This is a genomic window from Reyranella sp. (assembly GCF_965228225.1).
Taxonomy (GTDB): Bacteria; Pseudomonadota; Alphaproteobacteria; order Reyranellales; family Reyranellaceae; genus Reyranella.
The window spans coordinates 4,777,182-4,796,123 of record NZ_OZ245801.1; the positions used below are offsets into that span (position 1 = coordinate 4,777,182).

General features: G+C 67.7%; 15 protein-coding genes and 1 tRNA gene. 6 read left to right on the plus strand and 10 right to left on the minus strand.

Going from position 1 to position 18,942, the window contains the following annotated elements:
• Positions 1-58: 58 nt before the first annotated feature.
• Positions 59-135, minus strand: a tRNA-Arg gene (locus tag ACO07K_RS23230).
• 231 nt (positions 136-366) lie between these two features.
• Here ACO07K_RS23230 and ACO07K_RS23235 point away from each other — a divergent pair.
• Genes ACO07K_RS23235 through lon form a run of 4 tightly spaced genes read left to right on the plus strand, consistent with a single transcriptional unit; the run spans position 367 to position 4,573 of the window.
• Positions 367-789, plus strand: coding sequence for a DUF4864 domain-containing protein (locus ACO07K_RS23235; protein ID WP_422032074.1), 423 nt, complete (start codon positions 367-369; stop codon positions 787-789).
• Positions 790-802: 13 nt separating this feature from the next.
• A complete protein-coding gene (locus tag ACO07K_RS23240; RefSeq protein WP_422032076.1) occupies positions 803-1,684 on the plus strand; it encodes a DMT family transporter in 882 nt (293 codons plus the stop codon).
• A 55-nt stretch (positions 1,685-1,739) separates the two neighbouring features.
• On the plus strand, positions 1,740-2,162 hold the full coding sequence (locus ACO07K_RS23245) for an Hsp20/alpha crystallin family protein (protein WP_298316272.1): 423 nt from the start codon (positions 1,740-1,742) through the stop codon (positions 2,160-2,162).
• Between the two features lie 17 nt (positions 2,163-2,179).
• On the plus strand, positions 2,180-4,573 hold the full coding sequence (gene lon, locus ACO07K_RS23250) for an endopeptidase La (protein ID WP_422036696.1): 2,394 nt from the start codon (positions 2,180-2,182) through the stop codon (positions 4,571-4,573).
• 98 nt (positions 4,574-4,671) lie between these two features.
• On the opposite strand, the gene ACO07K_RS23255 is transcribed toward lon, so the two are convergent.
• Positions 4,672-6,120 (minus strand): amidohydrolase family protein, encoded by a 1,449-nt coding sequence (locus ACO07K_RS23255; RefSeq protein ID WP_422032079.1) that lies wholly within the window; start codon positions 6,118-6,120, stop codon positions 4,672-4,674.
• Between the two features lie 90 nt (positions 6,121-6,210).
• On the opposite strand from ACO07K_RS23255, the gene ACO07K_RS23260 reads away from it, so the two are divergent.
• Positions 6,211-7,776, plus strand: coding sequence for an ABC transporter substrate-binding protein (locus tag ACO07K_RS23260; RefSeq protein ID WP_422032081.1), 1,566 nt, complete (start codon positions 6,211-6,213; stop codon positions 7,774-7,776).
• A gap of 163 nt (positions 7,777-7,939) precedes the next feature.
• Here the strand turns inward: ACO07K_RS23260 and ACO07K_RS23265 are convergent, their stop codons facing one another.
• From ACO07K_RS23265 to ACO07K_RS23280, 4 genes are all read right to left on the minus strand, one after another.
• Positions 7,940-8,782, minus strand: a complete 843-nt coding sequence (locus ACO07K_RS23265; protein WP_422032083.1) for a GNAT family N-acetyltransferase — start codon at positions 8,780-8,782, stop codon at positions 7,940-7,942.
• 11 nt (positions 8,783-8,793) lie between these two features.
• The gene (locus ACO07K_RS23270) at positions 8,794-10,140 is read right to left on the minus strand and encodes an LLM class flavin-dependent oxidoreductase (RefSeq protein ID WP_422032085.1); all 1,347 of its coding nucleotides are present in this window, start codon (positions 10,138-10,140) and stop codon (positions 8,794-8,796) included.
• Positions 10,141-10,222: 82 nt separating this feature from the next.
• Entirely contained in the window at positions 10,223-11,617 is a 1,395-nt protein-coding gene (locus ACO07K_RS23275; protein WP_422032087.1) for an amidase, read from the minus strand.
• Positions 11,614-11,796 carry a hypothetical protein gene (locus ACO07K_RS23280; RefSeq protein ID WP_422032089.1) on the minus strand — a complete coding sequence of 61 codons (183 nt, stop codon included), beginning with the start codon at positions 11,794-11,796 and terminating at the stop codon, positions 11,614-11,616. Before ACO07K_RS23280 ends, ACO07K_RS23275 begins: the two co-directional genes overlap by 4 nt.
• A gap of 99 nt (positions 11,797-11,895) precedes the next feature.
• Between ACO07K_RS23280 and ACO07K_RS23285 the strand changes: the two genes are divergently transcribed.
• Positions 11,896-14,052: a cation:proton antiporter gene (locus ACO07K_RS23285; protein ID WP_422032091.1), complete on the plus strand. Its 2,157-nt coding sequence runs from the start codon at positions 11,896-11,898 to the stop codon at positions 14,050-14,052.
• A gap of 7 nt (positions 14,053-14,059) precedes the next feature.
• Here ACO07K_RS23285 and ACO07K_RS23290 read toward each other — a convergent pair whose 3' ends face one another.
• From ACO07K_RS23290 to ACO07K_RS23305, 4 genes are read right to left on the minus strand one after another with little or no spacing between them, the layout of a single operon-like run.
• On the minus strand, positions 14,060-15,274 hold the full coding sequence (locus tag ACO07K_RS23290; RefSeq protein ID WP_422032093.1) for a patatin-like phospholipase family protein: 1,215 nt from the start codon (positions 15,272-15,274) through the stop codon (positions 14,060-14,062).
• Between the two features lie 24 nt (positions 15,275-15,298).
• Positions 15,299-16,483 (minus strand): class I SAM-dependent rRNA methyltransferase, encoded by a 1,185-nt coding sequence (locus ACO07K_RS23295; RefSeq protein WP_422032095.1) that lies wholly within the window; start codon positions 16,481-16,483, stop codon positions 15,299-15,301.
• 2 nt (positions 16,484-16,485) lie between these two features.
• Complete coding sequence (gene ggt, locus ACO07K_RS23300) at positions 16,486-18,141, minus strand: gamma-glutamyltransferase (protein WP_422032097.1); 1,656 nt, start codon at positions 18,139-18,141, stop codon at positions 16,486-16,488.
• Positions 18,138-18,941 (minus strand): methyltransferase domain-containing protein, encoded by an 804-nt coding sequence (locus ACO07K_RS23305; protein ID WP_422032099.1) that lies wholly within the window; start codon positions 18,939-18,941, stop codon positions 18,138-18,140. The genes ggt and ACO07K_RS23305 overlap by 4 nt, the downstream gene beginning before the upstream one ends.
• Between the last annotated feature and the right edge of the window lies 1 nt (position 18,942).

Below are 18,942 nucleotides of genomic sequence, written 5' to 3' on the forward strand. Positions count from 1 at the left end.
GAACTAGGCGCACCCGGCAACGGATTTTGAAAAGGCTGATCTTGCTGAGAGAGAGAAATGGCGCGCCCGGAAGGAGTCGAACCTCCAGCCTTCTGATTCGTAGTCAGATGCTCTATCCAGTTGAGCTACGGGCGCACGGCCGATCCCCGAGAGGTCCGGCGAAGAGGGGCGCACCCTAGTGAAACTGCCCCGGCGATGCAAGCCGCGTCGCAGGGACTTTTGCGACTGCGACCGGGCGCCGCTTCGGAGCCGATTCCGGGCCCGAAATGACCATCGGTCCCGCCCGGCGGCCGGATGGCGCGAATTTCACATCTCGGGCGCGCCCCTTCTGTCGCGCCACCACCGTCGCGGGCGTAGACTGCCGTCATGGTCCTGCGTTTCCTCGCCCTTCTCGGCGCACTCCTGGCCCTGACGCTGCCGGCGCAGGCGCAGGTTTCCGAGCCCGACCGGAGCGCCATCCGCGACGTGATCGAGCGCCAGATCGAGGCCTTCCGGCGCGACGACGGCCAAGCGGCCTTCGGCTACGCCTCGCCCAGCATCCAGGGGATATTCGGCTCGCCCGACACGTTCATGGACATGGTGCGGCAGGGCTATCGGCCGGTCTACCGGCCGCGCGCCGTCGAATTCGGCGAGATCGTCACCCTGCAGGGGATGGTGACGGAGAAGGTCCATGTGATCGGTCCCGACGGGCGGCCGGTCACCGCCTTCTATCCGATGTCGCGGCAGGCCGACGGCAGCTGGCGCATCGAAGGCTGCTATCTGCAGGCGCCGGAAGAGCCCCAGGCCTGATCGTCCGCCGTCGATGACACGCGTTTCGCCCAAGGTGCTGGCCCTGCTCGGCGCCCTCACCCTCGTCTGGGGCACCAACTGGCCGCTGTTCCGGATCGCGCTCGACGAGCTGCCGGTCCTGACGTTCCGCACCCTGGTCCTGTCGACGGCTGCGATCGTGCTGACGACGATCCTGCTGGTGCGCCGGGAGAGCTTCGCCGTTCCCCGGGGCAAATGGCCGGCGCTCGTCCTCGCCTCGGCGATGAACATCGGGGTCTGGAACATCGCGACCTCGCTGGCCGTGCTCCACGTCCCCTCGGGTCATGCCTCGGTGCTGGCCTACACGATGCCGCTCTGGGTCGCGCTGCTTGGCTTCGCGGTGTTCGGCCAGAAGCTGACGGGTCGCCTGCTGGCGGCGCTGGCGATCGGCGCCGGCGCGGTCGCCGCGCTGATGATCCCCAACTTCCAGAGCTATGCCACCGCGCCGCTCGGGCTGTTCTGGGGCCTGCTGGCTGGCTTCTGCTGGGCGGTCGGCACCTTCGTGGTGAAGCGCACCAACTGGTCGGGCATGGGCCCCTCGCTCACCTTCTGGCAGATCGTGATCACCCTGCCGCCGGTCGCGCTGGGCGCGCTGGTCTTCGACGGGCTGCCGACGCACTGGCCGTCCACCAAGGTCCTGATCGCCACGATCTACACCGGCGCCATCCCGATGGCGCTGGGCACCATGGTCTGGTTCACCCTGGTGAAGTTGCTGCCGGCGCAGGTGGCGGCGCTCTCGTCGATCGCCATTCCCATCGTGGCGATCGTGAGCGGCATCCTGATCCTCCACGAGCCGCTTTCGCTGCTGCAGGCGGTCGCCATCGGCTCGACCGTGATCTCTCTCTGGCTCGCTTTGGTGCCCGGCCGGACGCGGTAGTTGCCGCCGCCGATCTCAATTCCCACATTGGGGCGGGTATTGGAGGCCCGGGTTCATGAAAAGAGGCGATCCCAGAGACTGGATGTGGTCGGAAGCGCTGCAGATGCTGGCGCAGGCCGAACGACTGCATGGCCAGGTATTCCGGCCGCAGACGGCGGGCCGCCTGCGCGCCAACTGGGAGCCGCCGGTCGACGTGCTGGAAACCGAGCGCGAGGTGCTGATTCTGGCCGCCCTGCCGGGCGTCGACGTGCAGCAGGTCGAGGCCGTGATCGAAAACGGCACGCTCGTTCTTTCAGGCGAGCGAACGGTCCCCGCTGAGCTGCGCACGGCGAAGATTCATCGCATGGAGCTGCCGCAGGGCCGCTTCGAGCGACGCATCGCCCTGCCGCCCGGCGTGTATGGCGAGGTGCGGCGCTTCGAGGCGAACGGTTGCCTGGTGGTGACCCTGGCCAAGGCCGCGATGCGGAGGCAGCCATGAGCCCGCAGGATGACGCGATGCAGCCCGTGAGCGCGAAAGCCGACACGATGCCCGATTCGAAGCCCGAGACGAAGCCCCTGCCGTCCGACGCGCTGATCGTCGTGCCGGTGCGCGACCTCGTGCTGTTTCCCGAGATGGTGTTCCCGGTGAGCGTCGGCCGGCCCTCGTCGGTCGCCGCCATCCAGCAGGCCGTGCGCGAGCAGCGCCAGATCCTGCTGGTGCTGCAGCGCGACCCGGCGAAGGAAGAGCTGGTGCCGGCCGATCTCCACCCGGTCGGCACGGTCGTCAACATCCTGCGCTATGTGACGACGCCCGACGGCAACCATCACATCGTCTGCCAGGGCGTGCAGCGGTTCCGCATCACCGACTTCGTCGAGGGATACCCGTTCCTGCTGGCGCGCGGCCTGCACCTGGCCGAGCCGACCACGAACGGGCCGGAGATCGAAGCGCGCTTCCTCGTGCTGAAGCAGCAGATCCGCGACACGCTCGAACTGCTGCCGCAGGTCCCGCAGGAGCTGCGCCAGACGGTCGAGAACACGACGTCCGCGGGCGCCCTCGCCGATCTCGCCGCCTCCTATCTCGATTCCAAGCCGAACGAGAAGCAGGAGATCCTGGAGGCGCTCGAGCTCGTGCCGCGCCTCGACAAGGTGACCCAGCTCCTGTCCAAGCGGCTCGAAGTGCTGCGCATCAGCAGCGAGATCGGCAAGCAGACCAAGAGCTCGCTCGACGCCCGCCAGCGCGAGATGGTGCTGCGCGAGCAGATGGCCGCCATCCAGCGCGAGCTGGGCGAGGACGATTCGAACAAGCAGGCGATCGCCGATCTCGACAAGGCGATCACCGAGGCGAAGATGCCGCCGGAGGCCGAGACCGCCGCGCGCAAGGAGCTTCGCCGCCTGCAGCGCACGCCAGAGGCGTCGGCCGAGCACGGCATGATCCGCACCTATCTCGACACGCTGGTCGAGCTGCCCTGGGCGCTGCCCGAGACGCAGCCGATCGACATCGCCGAAGCGCGGCGCGTGCTCGATGCCGATCATTTCGGCCTGGAGAAGATCAAGAAGCGCATCGTCGAGTATCTCGCCGTGCGCAAGCTGGCGCCCGAAGGCAAGGCGCCGATCCTGTGCTTCGCCGGTCCCCCCGGCGTCGGCAAGACTTCGCTCGGCCAGTCGATCGCCCGGGCGATGGGCCGCAAGTTCGCGCGCGTCAGCCTGGGCGGCGTTCATGACGAGGCCGAGATCCGCGGCCATCGGCGCACCTATATCGGCGCGCTGCCGGGCACGATCATCCAGGCGATCCGCAAGGCGGGTTCGCGCGACTGCGTGATGATGCTCGACGAGATCGACAAGATGGGCAGCGGCGTCCACGGCGATCCGTCGGCGGCGATGCTCGAAGTGCTCGACCCCGAACAGAACGGCACGTTCCGCGACAACTATCTCGACGTGCCGTTCGACCTGAGCCGCGTCGTCTTCATCGCGACGGCCAACATGCTGGACACGATTCCCGGCCCGTTGCGCGATCGCATGGAGATCATCCAGCTCAGCGGCTACACGGCGGGCGAGAAGCTGCAGATCGCCAAGCGCTACCTCGTGCGTCGCCAGCTCGAAGCCAACGGCCTCACCGCCGAGCAGGCAAGCATCGACGACGCGGCGCTGGAGCTGATCATCGGGGGCTACACGCGCGAGGCCGGCGTCCGCTGGCTGGAGCGCGAGATCGGTCGCGCCCTGCGCCATGTCGCGGTGCAGGTGGCCGAGGGCTCGGCCACCAAGGTGCAGATCGGCAAGGCCGACATCGAGGAGCTGCTGGGACCGCTCCGCTTCGAGAACGACGTCGCCATGCGCACCAGCGTGCCGGGCGTGGCCACCGGCCTCGCCTGGACGCCGGTGGGCGGCGACATCCTGTTCATCGAGGCCACGCGCTCGCCCGGCAACGGCAAGCTGATCCTCACCGGCCAGCTCGGCGAGGTGATGCGTGAGAGCGCGCAGGCGGCGCTCAGCGTGCTCAAGAACAAGGCCAAGTCGATCGGCCTCGATGCCGTGCTGTTCGAGAAGAACGACATCCATGTCCACGTGCCGGCCGGCGCCACGCCCAAGGACGGGCCGAGCGCCGGTGTCGCGATGTTCATGGCGCTGGCATCGCTGATGACCGGCCGTACCATCCGCAGCGACACGGCGATGACGGGCGAGATCAGCCTGCGCGGCCTGGTCCTGCCGGTCGGCGGCATCAAGGAGAAGGTCGTGGCCGCGGCGGCGGCGGGCATCACGCGCGTGATGCTGCCGGCGCGCAACAAGCGCGACTACGACGACATCCCGGAAGAAGTCCGCAACACGCTCGAGTTCATCTGGCTCGAGCAGGTCGACGACGCGGTCGCCCAGGCGCTGACACCGGATGCGCCGGACGAGAGCGAAGAGGGCTAGACCTCTTGTCGTCCTGAGCGCCAGCGAAGGACCTGGCCGAGCGACCGGAGTACTCCGTCGCTAGCGCTAGACCCTTCGCTTCGCTCAGGATGACAAGACTAAGCGATCCGTAGCGACAGCGGCGAGATCTCATCGCCGGGGCGGTTGGCGTAGTCGAGCTTGACCGAATCGCGCAGCATGCGGGCCTGCGCCTCGGCCAGGCGTTCCATGGCGGCGACCGGTTCGAGATGCACGGGGTCGCCGTCCTTCAGCACGATCTCGCCGTCGACCAGCACCGTCCGCACCGCGCGGTCGGCGGCGTGGAAGACGAAGGAGCGCAGCGGATCGCGCGCCGGCTGCATCAGCGGATGGTTGAGGTCGACCAGCACGATGTCGGCCATCATGCCCGGCGCCAGCGCCCCGATATCGTCGCGCCCCAGTGCGGCCGCGCCGCCGAAGGTCGCGGCCTCGAAGGCGCCGGCGGTGTCGAGGCTGCGGACGTCCTCGCTCATCAGGCGGCCGGCGACGATGGCCAGCCGCATCTCCTCGATCAGATTGTGCGGCGCGCAGTCGGTGCCGAGGCCGACATTGACGCCCCGCGCGCGATAGCGGCCGACATGGTCCATGGCGAGTCCGTAGCGCGCGAAGGGTTGCGGGCAGTGCGCCACCGAGGCGCCCGCCTCGGCGATCAGGTCGAGGTCCTTGCGCGTGTGCCAGTTAATCTGCGGATGGTCGTCGAGCAGGATGCAGTGCGCCATGATCGTGTCGCTCTTCATCAGGCCCTGCTCGGCCGCCCACTGGATGGGCGTCTTGTTGTGACGGCGGATCATCTCGCGCACCTCGACCACCGACTGGCCGACATGGGTCGAGAAGCGGCGGCCCGTCTCGTCGGCGTGCTTGCGGCCGGCCGCGAACAGGTCCGGCGTCACCGTGTCGATCTGCGCCGGGAAGACCACGGCTCCCAGTCGCCCTGAATTGTGGGCCTCCGCCTCATCCATGACCCGCCGCGCCTTCTCGAACTGCGCGACGCCGGCGGCCTCGTCCCATTTCCAGGTCACGGTCTGCGGCGATTCCATGCCCCAGCGGGCGGAGGCGAAGGTCGGCGCCGCATAGAAGCGCATGCCGCTGCGCGCCATCGTCTCCAGCCAGCCGTCGAACGGCGCGGTGACGTCGCAGGCGGTCGTGGTGCCGGCACGCAGCATCTCGGAATAGGCCATCGTCGCCGCGCCCTGCCGCCCGTCGTCGCCCAGGCGGAAGGCCTGCAGCCGCTCCATCAGGCCGGTCATCTGCTGCTCGGGCACGCCGTGATCTTCGCGCACGCCGCGATAGCCGGGCTCGGTCGAGGGATGGGAATGGATGTTGATCAGGCCGGGCAGCGCCAGCAGATCCTTTCCGTCGAGCACGACCTCGCCGGGCCCGGTCGGACGCGCGCCGGCCGGCGTGATCTCGACGATGCGCCCGTCCTTCAGGTGCAGGTCGATCTCGCGTCGATAGACGTGGCGCCGCTCTGCACCGTCCCTGACCACGGCCCAGGAGACGTTTCGGATCGAATCGGGCCGCATCGACATGATTTCTGCTCCTTGCAAAGGCATGCCTGTTGCATAGGCACCGCAACGGGACGATAGAATCGGGAAAACGAGAGAACAAGGAGGCAGATGATGCGGAAGATGAAATGGGCGGCCCTCGCCGCGGCGACGACGGCGCTGTTCTCGGCCACGGCTGAGGCGCAGACCCTGAAGGTCGTCATGCATTCGGACGTCAAGATCGTCGATCCGATCTGGACCACCGCCTACATCGTCCGCAACTACGGCTACATGGTCTACGACACGCTGCTGGCGGTCGACGACAAGCTCGACGTCAAGCCGCAGATGCTCGAGAGCTGGAAGGTCAGCGACGACAAGCTCACCTATACGTTCACCCTGCGCGACGGGCTGAAGTTCCACGATGGCGCGCCGGTGAAGGCCGAGGACTGCATCGCCTCGATCAAGCGCTGGGCGTCGCGCGACGCGATGGGCCAGAAGCTCATGAGCTTCACCAAGGACCTGGCCGTCGTCGACGACAAGACCTTCACCCTCGCCCTCAAGGAACCCTACGGCCTCGTCATCGAATCGCTCGGCAAGCCCAGCTCCAACGTGCCGTTCATCATGCCCAAGCGCATCGCCGAGACGCCGGGCAACACGCAGATCAAGGAGTTCATCGGCTCCGGCCCGTTCGTGTTCCGCGCCGACCTGTGGCGGCCGGGCGAGAAGACGGTCTACGACAAGTTCAAGGACTACAAGCCGCGCGCCGAGCCGCCCTCGGCCCTCTCGGGCGGCAAGAACGTCTATGTCGACCGGGTCGAGTGGATCAACATCACCGATCCCCAGACCGCGGCCAACGCGCTGCTGACCGGCGAGATCGACATTCTCGAGCAGCCCTTGATCGAGATGCTGCCGCTGATCGAGAAGGACAAGAACATTGAGGTCAAGGACCTCAACCCGCTGGGCAGCCAGTACAGCCTGCGCTTCAACGTGCTGCACAAGCCGTTCGACAATGCGAAGATCCGCCAGGCCGCGCTCTATGCGCTGAACCAGAAGGACTTCCTGCTCGCCGCCATCAACGACCCGAGATACTTCAAGGAGTGCAAGGCGCTCTTCATCTGCGGCACGCCCTATGCCACCGACGCGGGCTTCGAGGACAAGCTCGAATCCAACTTCGCCAAGTCGAAGGAGATTCTGAAGCAGGAAGGCTATGACGGCACGCCGGTCGTGCTGCTGTTCGCGACCGACACCAACACCGGCCGCCTGACGCCGATCGCGAAGTCGCTGCTGGAACGCGGCGGCTTCACCGTCGACATGCAGGCGATGGATTGGCAGACCGTGCTGTCGCGCCGCGCCCGCAAGGAGCCGCTGAACGCCGGCGGCTGGAGCGCGTTCATGACCTCGTGGGTGTCGGCCGACCTGCTCAATCCCATCGTCTCGGCCTTCGTCGGCGCCGCCTGCGACAAGGCCGCGATCGGCTGGCCGTGCGACGCCAGGATCGAGGAACTGCGCGACGCCTTCGCCAAGACGACCGATCCCGCCAAGCGCAAGGAGCTCGCGACGGCCGTTCAGGTGCGCGAGTCGGAATATCCGACCTTCGCCCAGCTCGGCCAGTTCAACATCCCGATGGCGATCCGCAAGAACATCACCGGCAGCCTGTCCTCGCCGGCGCCGGTCTTCTGGAACATCAAGAAGGCGCAGTAGGCAGATCTTCCACCTCCCCCGTCATACGGGGGAGGCCGGGAGGGGGAAGGCAACGCGATGACTATTGAAGCGGGAAGCCTTCAGGCTCATGGCTTTCCCCCTCCGGCCCTCCGGGCCACCTCCCCCGTATGACGGGGGCGGAAAGCATAAATCAGCTGAAGCGTCAGCCCAGCTCCAGGCTGGTCACGCCGAACAGGCCGGCATAGTCGACGTCGGGGTCCGCGCCCGTGTACATGCGCGCGGTCTCGAAAGACGGCTTGAGGCCGATCTGTTCGGCCAGCTTCACCGCCGGCTTGTTGCGATCGGGCACGTCGATCGCGACGGCGGTCGCGCCCAGCGTCGTTGCCAGCGCGCCCACCAGCGCGGAGGCGATCTCCGGCGTCGCGCCATAGAGCGGCCCGACGCGCGAGGCAGCCGCACAGGCGCGCATCACGGCAAAGCCCACGATCTCGCCGTCACGCAGGGCGACGAGGGATGCCCTCTCCGGCAATGAGATCCACGTTGCCAAAAACGAATCCCGCGCCTCGGGAAAGAATTTGCGGTCGTAGGCGGCGAGCCTGTCGAAGCCGATGCTGCGGGCATCGGCGAAAGTGACGCCGGCCGGCGGCTTCCCCGCCGGCGGCGCGCCTTCATGGCGGATGTTGTTCCAGGCCAGCCGGAAGCCCGACTTCTTGTAGTTGCCCTGCTGCGCCACGACGCCGTCGAGCCCGACATTGCGCCCGGCGAGCCGCGCCATGCCGGCACGCCAGAGCTGGATGCCGTAGCCTTTCCCGCGCACCGGCGGCCGGGCGATGTAGAAGCCCAGGAAGCCGAAGCCTGTGCCGTATTTCACCACGGAGATGCAGGCCTGCGGCTCGCCGTCGAGGCGACCGATCAGGAACGCGGCGGGGTCCGCGGCAAAGAACGCGTGGTCATCCGTGTTGCCAGGATTCCAGCCTTCGTCATTGGCCCAGGAAGCCATGCGCTGGACGTCGTCGGCGCTGCCGACCGTGATCTCGAAGCTCATGGGCGCGGAGCTTACTCCGCCGCCTTGACCGTTGCCGCGAAAAAACGGTTCTTCGGTCGCGGCAGGCCGAGATTCTCCCGCAAGGTTGTGCCTTCATACTCTGTGCGGAACAGACCGCGGCGCTGCAGTTCCGGCACCACCTTGTCGACGAAGTCGTCGAGCCCGCCCGGCAGGTAGGGGAACATGACGTTGAAACCGTCGCAGGCCTCGGTCTTGAGCCACTCCTCCATCTGGTCGGCGATCATCGCCGGTGTGCCCAGCATGCCGAGCCCGCCATAGCCGCCCAGCCGGCCGGCGATCTGGCGCACGGTCAGGTTCTCGCGCCGGCCGAGTTCGATCACCCGCTCGCGCCCGCTCTTGCTGGCTTCGGTCTCGGGAATGTCCTCGGGCAGCGGCTTGTCGGGATCGAAGCGGCGGGCATCGACGCCCAGCGCCATCGAGACGGCGGCGATCGAGCTGTCGTAGTTCACCAGACTGTCGAGACGCGCGCGCTTCTCCTTCGCCTCGTCGAGCGAATCGCCCACCACCACGAAGGCGCCGGGCAGGATCTTGATGTGATCGGGATTGCGGCCGATCTTGGCCGCGCGGCCCTTCACGTCGGCATAGAAGGCGCGGGCGTCGGCGATCGGGCCGCCGGCAGCGAACACCATCTCGGCGGTCTCGGCCGCGAGCTGGCGGCCCGCATCCGAAGCGCCGGCCTGCACGATGACGGGCCAGCCCTGCACCGGCCGGGCGATGTTCAGCGGCCCGCGCACCTTCAGGTACTTGCCCTTGTGATCGAGCACGTGCAGGCGCGACGGGTCGAAATACACGCCGTTCTCGACATCCCGGATGAACGCATCGTCGGCCCAGGAATCCCACAGGCCCGTCACCACGTCGAAGAACTCGCGGGCGCGGGCGTAGCGCTCGGCATGGGGCATCTGGTCGTCCAGGCCGAAGTTCAGGGCGGCATCGGGATTGGACGTCGTCACCAGGTTCCAGCCGGCGCGGCCCTCGCTGATATGGTCGAGCGAGGCGAAGCGCCGGGCGATCGTGTAGGCCGGCTCGAACGTGCTCGAGGCGGTGGCGATCAGGCCGAGATGTTTGGTGGCCATCGCCAGCGCCGGCAGAAGCGTCAGCGGATCGAACGAGGTGACCGTGGCGCTGCGCTTCAGCGCGTCCATCGGCATGTTCAGCACGGCCAGGTGATCGGCCATGAAGAAGGCGTCGAACTTGCCGCGCTCCAAGGTCTGCGCGTACGTCACCAGCGCCTTCAGATTGAAGTTGGCGTCCGGCGTGCCGCCGGGATAGCGCCACGCGGCGGTGTGGATGCTGACGGGGCGCATGAAGGCGCCGAGGCGAAGCTTCTTCTGGGTCATGGCCGGTATGTTGCGCCGGCCGGGCGGACCGGCAAGACCCGCCCGGACGACAAGAACTAATTCGACGAATTAATTCGACAGATCACACGATCGGCGGGTGCTTCTTGTCCGTCCCGGCCACGCGTTCCCAGGCGCGCGCCACCTGGAAGACGGTCGCCTCGTCGAAGTAGCGGCCGACGAACTGCACCGAGACCGGCAGGCCGCCGACCGAGAGGCCGGCCATCATGGCGAGCGCCGGATGGCCGGTGACGTTGAACGGCGTGCGGGCCTGGCGCGGATAGGTGCGTTCGACCTCGGCGGTATCCTCGATGCGGCAGGCCGGGTCCATCGAGCTGGCGCAGAGCAGCACGTCGACCTCGCGCAAGGCGGCCTCGACTTCGGCGATCATCTGCAGGCGGCGCCGGCTCGCGAGCATGTAGTCGCCCGCGCTCATGAAGGCGCCGGCCATCAGCCGCTGGCGTCCGAGCTTGCCGTAGTCGCCGGGACGTTTGCTGAGCCACGGTTCGTGGATCGACCAGGCTTCGCTTTGCAGGATCACGCGGTTCACCGCGCCGAACTCGCCGAGCGCCGGCAGCTTGATGTCGCGCACCTCGGCGCCCTCGACCTGCAAGCTGCGCGCGACATGTTCCAGCGCCGCCGTGACCTCGGGGTTCGCGGGCGTATCGATCTCGTGGAAATGACGCACGAAGCCCACGCGCAGGCCGCGGATCCCGCGGTCGAGCGCCGCGCCATAATGGCCCTGCGCCGCGGCCGCGCTGCCGGGATCGAGCGGATCGTGACCGGCGATCGCCTGCAGCATCAGCGCATTGTCGGCGACGGTGCGCGTCATCGGCCCGACATGGTCGAGCGTGAAGGACAGCGGGAAGACGCCGCGGCGCGAGACCAGCCCATAGGTCGGCTTCAGGCCGACGATGCCGCAGCAGCTCGCCGGATTGCGCACGCTGCCGCCGGTATCGGTGCCCAGCGCCATCGGGAACAGCCCGGCCGCCACGCCCGAACCGGAGCCGGACGAGGAGCCGCCGGGATGATGGTCGGTGTTCCAGGGATTGCGCGCCGGCGGCCAGGGCAGGTCGAAGCTCGGACCGCCGATGGCGAATTCGTGCGTGGAGAGCTTGCCCAGCACGATGGCGCCGGCACCGCGCAGCCTCTCGACGCAGACCGCGTCGGCGGTCGCCATATTGTCCTGCAGGACCTTCGAGTGGCAGGTCGTCGGCAGGCCGGCGACGTTGATGATGTCCTTGATGCCGACCGGCACCCCGTGCAGGGGCCCGCGCAGCCGGCCTGCCTGCGCCTCGGTTTCAGCAGCAAGGGCGGCCGCCATCGCAGCGTCGCCGTCGACGCGGATGAAGGCGTTGAGCCTGGGATCGAGCCGCTCGATACGGTCGAGTAGCGCCTTCGTGAGATCGACGGGGGAGAGTTCCTTCGTGGCGATGGCGCGCGCGGCCGCCTCCACCGTCATCCAGTGCAGGTCGCTCATAGCGTCATCCCCGCCTTCATCGGCGGCCACGGCTCCGCCACCGGATCGGCCGGGCGCTTGATCTTCTGCGCCACATCCGCTGCCTGTTTTGCAGCCGCAATGACATCTTCGGGAAATTCCGCCAGTGCGCGGGCGAGGCCGCTGCGACGTGCAAGCACTTCAATCGCTTCCTTATCCACGCGATTATCCTTCCTTAAGCTCTGAGGGAGGTCAGCATGAGTCGTGCCGACCGTCCATCCATGGCAGAGAATTTGCGTATTGGTGACCCGGGGGGCGGCTTGGCTGCAGACCATACGACGGCAATCTTCATAGCCCAGCTGATTCTGCTGCTGTTCTTCGGCCGCCTGATCGGCGAAGCCATGACGCGGATCGGGCAACCGGCGATTTTCGGACAATTGCTGGCGGGCGTGCTCGTCGGTCCGTCGGTGTTCGGCCTTCTTCTGCCTGAACTTCGGGCAATCGTGTTTCCAAACACACCTGCCCTGAAGAGCATGATCGATGCGGTCTCGCAGATCGGCATCCTGCTCCTGCTGCTGCTCACCGGCATGGAAACCAACCTGGCGCTGGTGACCCGCAAACGAAAGGCGGTCGTCTCCACGTCGTTGATGGGCATCGCCATCCCTTTCGCCTGCGGCGTGGCGCTCGCCTATCTGCTGCCGGCCGAGCTGATTCCATCGCCGACCGGACGGCTGGTCACGGCCCTGTTCCTGGGCACGGCCTTGTCGATTTCTTCGGTCAAGATCGTCGCAATGGTCCTGATGGAGGTCGGCGCCATCCGTCGCGATCTCGGTCAGTTGATCCTGGCGACGGCCATCCTCGACGACACGCTGGCCTGGATCATCATTGCCGTAATCTCGGGCATCGCCGCCCACGGAATGGTGAGCCTCGCCGAAGTCGGTTCCAGCCTGGCGCTGACCGCGATATTTCTGCTGGCCAGCCTGACCGTCGGGCGGCGCCTGGTGGCCCGCATCATCCTGTGGTGCAACGATAACCTGACCATCGAAATGCCGGTCATCAGCGCCATTCTGGTGATCCTGCTCTCGATGGCGCTGATGACCGAGCTGATCGGTGTTCACACGGCGCTTGGCGCATTCATCGCCGGCATGCTGATCGGTCAGTCGCCGATCCTGACCGAGCATATCGAAGACGAGCTGCGCGGCTTCATCATCGCCTTCTTCAGCCCCGTGTTCTTCGCCGTCGCCGGACTCGGCATGGATCTGCGAACGCTGTTCGACCCGACCCTGGCTCTGTTCACCCTCGCCATCATCCTGGTCGCCAGCATCGGCAAGTTCCTCGGCGCGCTCGTCGGCGGCAAGCTGGGCGGATTGACGGGACTGGAATCGCTCGCTCTGGCCACCGGCCTCAACGCCCGCGGTTCGACCGAGGTGATCGTTGCCAGTATCGGCCTGTCGATGGGAGCGCTGAGCAGCCAGCTCTACACGATGATCGTCGCGATGGCCGTGGTCACCACCATGGTCATGCCGCCCACCCTGCGTTACATGATGGCTCGCGTGCCTCTGCGCGAGGAAGAGTCCAGGCGCCTCGACAACGAGGATGCCGAGCAGCAGCAGATCATCCCAAGAATGGAGCGCGCCCTCGTCCTCGGCGACGACAGCGGCAACGGCCAGTGGGTGACCTCCCTCGCCGGCCTCTTCACGGGGAGCCTCCGGCTACTGACCACGGTGCTGCACCATCCCACAGCAGCCGGAGGTACCGGAAAGCCCCGAACGAGAGACAGACTCACCACGGCCATGCGGACAGCGCTCGAACGAGGCCCTCCTGCGGCCGCCCAGCAACCGACGCCCGCAACCAGGCCGCAGGTGGAGCAATTGCTGCAGGCGCGGACGGCGACGACGGCGGACGGTCTCGAGCGGGAAGCCGCCAAGGGCTACAGCATCGCCTTCGTGGGCGTCGATCAGCCGGTTTCCCCGGAAGCGGCCCGTTTCGAGGAGAGGCTTCAAAGGCTGGTCGCCGCCTTCGACGGCCCGCTGGCGATCATGGTGAACGGCGACAGGGCGGATGTCGCGACCGGCCCCCTCGACATTCTGGTGCCGACCGGCGGCGGCCCCGATGCAAGGCTCGCGACCGAGATTGCCGTCGCTCTGGCCGCCGCCAGTCACGGCAAGCTGACGGCGCTGCATGTCTTCGATCCCAGCGACGACACGCTGCTGCTGCGCGGCCGCGCGCGACGGGCTGGTATGTCGGTCCTGCTCGGTGTCCATCGTCTCGGCAAGCGCGCAGGCGTAGCGGTCCGGGGACTCACGGCGACGAACCATCATCCCGAGACCGAGATACGCCGGGCCGCCGGCCGCGGGCGCTACGATCTGATCGTGATCGGCACGACGCTGCGCGACGGGGACGCGCGATTCCTGAGCTCGCGCAGCCTGTCGCTCATCCAGAATCTGCAGGTCCCCGTCCTGCTGGTGGCTCGCTGACCGCGGATCAACGCGTGGGAACGGCCGCCGGCGAGGCGAGGCCCGGCGGGTGCTTGTGCCAGGCACGACCCTCCACGATCTGCCGGACGCCGTATTCGTAGAGTGCGTTCATGTAGGCCTGGTCGAACTCGCCCTTCTTCGGCGCGTCGAAGTCACGGCCGATATAGGCCAGGTTGTAGTCGACCTTGTCGCGCTGCGAGACGAAGTAGGTCCGCAGCACGTCGTTGACGCCACTGGCCGCCAGCATCGTCGCGATCGCGCGCCCCGCGATCGTGATGGTGCGCCGCTCGGCCATCGCATAGTCCGGATCGAGCCGGGCGTTGCGGATGATGTAGGCATGCCGCTCGCGCTTGAGGCTCGCAATGTCGATCGACGGCGGATAGAGGAAGAGCTGGGCGATGGCGCCGCCGTCGACATGCAGCTCCTGGTACTTCTTGCCATCGAGTTCGACGTCGATCAGCACCGGCTGGAAGGCGCCGGGGATGGCGGCCGAGGCGCGCAGGATCTTGCGGAAGAGATCGAGCGAGCCCGCATGACCGCTGGCGGCGATGGCGCCGATGTTCCAGATCACCGGCCGCTGGGCGTCGAGATCGGTCGTGCCGATCATCAGCAGCCGCCCCTTGTTGTACTCGGCGGCGATCGCGTCGAGCATCTTCTGGTCGGCATACTTCGCGATGATCTCTGCGAGGGGGCCCGTGTCGGCCATGGCGTCGTCGAACAGGGCCGCCGTGAGACCGCGCCGGCGAAACACCTTGTCCGGCGTCATGGTCGTATAGACCTCGCGCAGCTGCCCATCGTAGTCGGAGCCCAGGAAGGCGAAGGGCGCGATCAGCGCGCCGGTGCTCACGCCGGTGACCATCTTGAAGGTCGGCCGCGTTCCGATGGCCGTCCAGCCGTTGATGATCCCGGCGCCGAAGGCGCCGTTGTCGCCGCCGCCGGATACGGCAAGGAAATAGGCGGGCGGCGCCTGCGCCGGCGTCCTGCCCTCGGCACGCAGGGCGGCCGCCTCGCGCACGCCCGATCGCATTCCTTCCTCGACCATCAGCTTGGCGTCGCCATCGGCGTAGAAGCGTGCATTGGGAATGCCGAGCGGCATCGCCCGCTCCGTGTGCACGCGCGGCACCGCGTCGTCGCGAGCCGGAATCGAACAGCCCGTCCCGGCGAGGCCCAGCATCGCCGCTGCCACCAGCAGGCAACGGCGGGCCATTGTGATTGTCGACATCCCCTCTCCCCCCGACTCTCTTATTCAGTCCAGTTGCAGCACCATGGCTTTCAGATAGGCCGTTTCCGGCAGCCCCGGATGGATCGGATGGTCGAGCGCGGCGCCGCTGCTCAGCAGGATGCGGCCATTGCGCTCGGCATCGCGCAGACCGCGACGGACCTGCTCGGCGAACAGCGGCACGTCGACGAGATGCGAGCACGACGCCACGAAGAAGAAGCCGCCCTTGGTGACCAGCGGCGCCGCCAGGCGCACCAGCTTGCGGTAGCCCTGGGCGCCGATCTTGAGGTCCTTGCGATTCTTCACGAAGGCCGGCGGATCGCAGATCACGACCTCGTAGCTGCGCGGCTTCTGCTTCTCCAGCGTTTCGAACACTTCGCCCTTCTGGAGCGACACGATCTTCTCGACCTTGTTGAGTTCGACCGCTTTTTGGGCGGCGTCGAGGGCGGGTTGCGACCGGTCGAGGCAGAGCACCGACTTCGCACCGCGCGTCGCGGCCAGCACGCCGAAGCCGCCGCTGTAGCAGTAGGCATCGAGGACGCGTGCATCCTTCGCCAGACCCGCCATGAAGCGCCGGTTGTCGCGCTGGTCGTAGAACCAGCCGGTCTTCTGTCCGCCGGAGAGATCGGCCACGAAACGGGCGTCGTTCTCGATCAGCTCGATGCTGCCGGCCTCGCCCTTGGCCACCACGACCTCGCGCGGCAGGCCCTCGAGCACGCGCACCGGCGAATCGTTCTTGAGGATGATCGTCCGGGGCGAGAACTCCGCCTCCAGCGCCTCGAGGATGACCGGCGTCAGCGCGTCCATGCCGGCGGTATTGACCTGCACCACGAAGGAATCGCCGAACCGGTCGACGATCACGCCCGGCAGTCCATCGGCCTCGGCGTGAATCAGGCGGTAATAGGGAACGCCGATCAGCCGGTCCCGCAAGGCGGCGGCCTGGGCCAGCCGGCGGCCGAAGAACAGCGCGTCGATCTGGGCTTCGGGATTCGTGGTGAGAAGGCGGGCGGCGATCAGCGAATGGGGGTTGAACGTGCAGACTCCCAGCGCCTCACCGCCCGGCGCCCGCAAGATGGCCAGGCTGCCGGCGGGAATCGCCTTGGCGTCGGCGTCCATCAGGATCTCGTTGGAGAAGGCCCAGGGATGGCCGGAACGGACGCGGCGATCCTCGCCGGCGCGCAGGATGACGGTGGGGAGCTTCTTCAGGGCCAAATCTATTCTCCTCGGGCGACGCCATCGCGCCGCGGATCGGCGCCGCCTTCCCACCCGTCGCCGTTGCGCCGGATGGCGGTCAGGCCGCCTTCATGCCGGCGGACTTGTACTTCATGGCCCAGCGCGCGCAAGGCGGCGGCCTGGTCGGCGATCGGCGTGCCTTCCTCCAGCTCGGTCGCACCGTTCAGGTTGGCCACCCGCGGCAGGTCGACCGCGGCCTGGGCGGACAGGTCCCAGTCGAGCAGGCCGATCAGCGCCTGCAGCGTGTCGCCGATGATCCTGGCCCCGCCCGCCGAGCCCAGGGCGGCGACCAGCTTGCCCTCCCGGTCGAGCACGAGAGTCGGGGACATGGACGAGCGCGGACGCTTGCCCGGCTGGACCCGGTTGGCGACCGGCTTGCCGTCGAGTTCGGGACGGGGCGAGAAGTCGGTGAGTTCGTTGTTCAGAAGGAAGCCGCGCACCATCATGTGGGCGCCGAACGGCGCCTCGATCGTGGTGGTGAAGCTGACGGCATTGCCCCAGCGGTCGACGATGCTGACATGGCTGGTGCCGCGTTCGACGTAGCCTGGAGGCACGCCCGGACCGACCTTGCCCATGCTGCGATCCGGCGCCATCAGCGTGCGGCGCTCGGCGAGATAGGCGGGCGACAGCAGGCCGGCCACCGGCACGTCCACGAAGGCGGGATCGGCGACGTAGCGGTCGCGATCGGCAAAGGCCAGCCGGCTCGCCTCGGCAATCAGATGGACGGCACGAAGATCGTTGGGAGGATCGCGCTGGATGTCGAACGGTTGGATCAGGCCCAGCACCTGGAGGATCGCGATGCCCCCCGAGGAGGGCGGCGGCATGCCGCAGACGATCCAGACGCGATAAGGCCCGCACACGGCGTCGCGCTTGACGGGCTTGTAGCCCGAGAGATCGCCGGCGGAGAGCGTGCCCGGACGCGGATGGCTGCGCACGCGGTCGATCATTTCGGCCGCGACGGGACCTTCGTACATCGCGCGCGCACCCTGCCGCGCGATCAGATCCATCGTCTCGGCGAGAGCCGGATTGGCGATGCGTTCGCCCTGCTTGCGCGGCGTTCCGTCGACGTTGAAGTAGGTCTCGCGAATCGCCTGCTCCTCGCGCAGGGCGGGAATCCTCTGCAGCCACGCGGCAAGTCGCGGCGACACCGCGAAGCCGTCACGGGCCGCGGCGATCGCCGGTCCGAACAGCTCGCTCCAGGCCAGCTTGCCCTTCTCCGTGTGCGCGAGTTCGAGCATGGCCAGCAGCCCGGGAACGCCGACCGAGATGCCGGACGCCACGGCCTCGCGATAGCCCAGGGGCCTGCCGTCGGGCGAAAGGAACATGGTCGGACTGGCGCCGGCCGGCGCCGTCTCGCGGCCATCATAGACCGTGATGGCATGGCTGCTGCCGTCGTAGTTCAGCAGGAAGCCGCCGCCGCCAATGCCCGAAGCGTGCGGCTCGACGACGCCCAGCACCATCTGGACGGCGATCGCCGCGTCGACGACGGTGCCGCCGCGACGCAGGATCTCGAGTCCCGCCTCGACCGCCAGCGGATGGGCCGCCGCCACCATCGATTGCGGCGCCGCCTGCACGGCCGGCACGCGGCACGCCGCAACCAGCAGCAGCGCGACACCCAGCAGGCGCCGCACGATCATGCGCGGCGCGCCACGATGAAGAGACGGCGGAAGGGAAACAGCGTGATGCCGTCGGGACGCGTCGGATAGGCCTTGCGCAGCAGCGCGGCATAGGCCTCGTAGAACTCGGTACGCTCCGGCTCCTGCAGCAGTTCGAGATAAGGGCGCAGGCCGGTCGACGACGTGTACTGGGCCACCGGGTCCGTGCCGGTGAGCGGCTGCTGGTAGATCGTCTCCCAGACTTCGAGATCGGAACAGAGCGGCTTCAGCGCGTCGTAGTAGCGTTCCGGCTCCTCGACGCGAACGATCGGGCGCACTTTCGTGAGCTTGTCGCGCCACGGACCGGCCTGCGCCGCTTCGTTCATCGAGGCATGCGAGGGCGCCTCGTGATTGCGCGGCATCTGGATCGCGAGCTGGCCGCCCGACGGCAGAAGCTTCAGCAGACCCGGAAACATGTCGATGTGTCCGTCGAGCCATTGATAGGCGGCGTTGCTGTAGAGAATGCCGGGCGGCAGCCTGGGCTCGAAATGCGCGAGGTCGCCCTTGGCGAAGGTGACGCGGGCATCGACCGTCTGGCTGCGCGCCTTCGCGAGCATCTCTTCCGACGAATCGATGCCGATGACCGGCGCCTGCGGGAAGCGCTCGGCCAGGATGCGCGAGATGTTGCCCGCGCCGCAGCCCAGATCGTAGACCGCATGGCCCGGCCGCGCGCCGTTGGCCGGATCGAGACGACCCATCAGATCGAGCGCCGGCCGGGTGCGGTGATCGGCGAACTTCAGGTAGAGATTGGCGTCCCATACCGTGGACTTGGCGTCGCTCACG

Bases quoted from the DNA above. Each gene is read 5' to 3' on its own strand.
- ACO07K_RS23235 (WP_422032074.1), top strand. From the start codon at position 367: ATGGTCCTGCGTTTCCTCGCCCTTCTCGGCGCACTCCTGGCCCTGACG.
- ACO07K_RS23240 (WP_422032076.1), top strand. From the start codon at position 803: ATGACACGCGTTTCGCCCAAGGTGCTGGCCCTGCTCGGCGCCCTCACC.
- ACO07K_RS23245 (WP_298316272.1), top strand. From the start codon at position 1,740: ATGAAAAGAGGCGATCCCAGAGACTGGATGTGGTCGGAAGCGCTGCAG.
- lon (WP_422036696.1), top strand. From the start codon at position 2,180: ATGCAGCCCGTGAGCGCGAAAGCCGACACGATGCCCGATTCGAAGCCC.
- ACO07K_RS23255 (WP_422032079.1), bottom strand. From the start codon at position 6,120: ATGTCGATGCGGCCCGATTCGATCCGAAACGTCTCCTGGGCCGTGGTC.
- ACO07K_RS23260 (WP_422032081.1), top strand. From the start codon at position 6,211: ATGCGGAAGATGAAATGGGCGGCCCTCGCCGCGGCGACGACGGCGCTG.
- ACO07K_RS23265 (WP_422032083.1), bottom strand. From the start codon at position 8,782: ATGAGCTTCGAGATCACGGTCGGCAGCGCCGACGACGTCCAGCGCATG.
- ACO07K_RS23270 (WP_422032085.1), bottom strand. From the start codon at position 10,140: ATGACCCAGAAGAAGCTTCGCCTCGGCGCCTTCATGCGCCCCGTCAGC.
- ACO07K_RS23275 (WP_422032087.1), bottom strand. From the start codon at position 11,617: ATGAGCGACCTGCACTGGATGACGGTGGAGGCGGCCGCGCGCGCCATC.
- ACO07K_RS23290 (WP_422032093.1), bottom strand. From the start codon at position 15,274: ATGTCGACAATCACAATGGCCCGCCGTTGCCTGCTGGTGGCAGCGGCG.
- ggt (WP_422032097.1), bottom strand. From the start codon at position 18,141: ATGATCGTGCGGCGCCTGCTGGGTGTCGCGCTGCTGCTGGTTGCGGCG.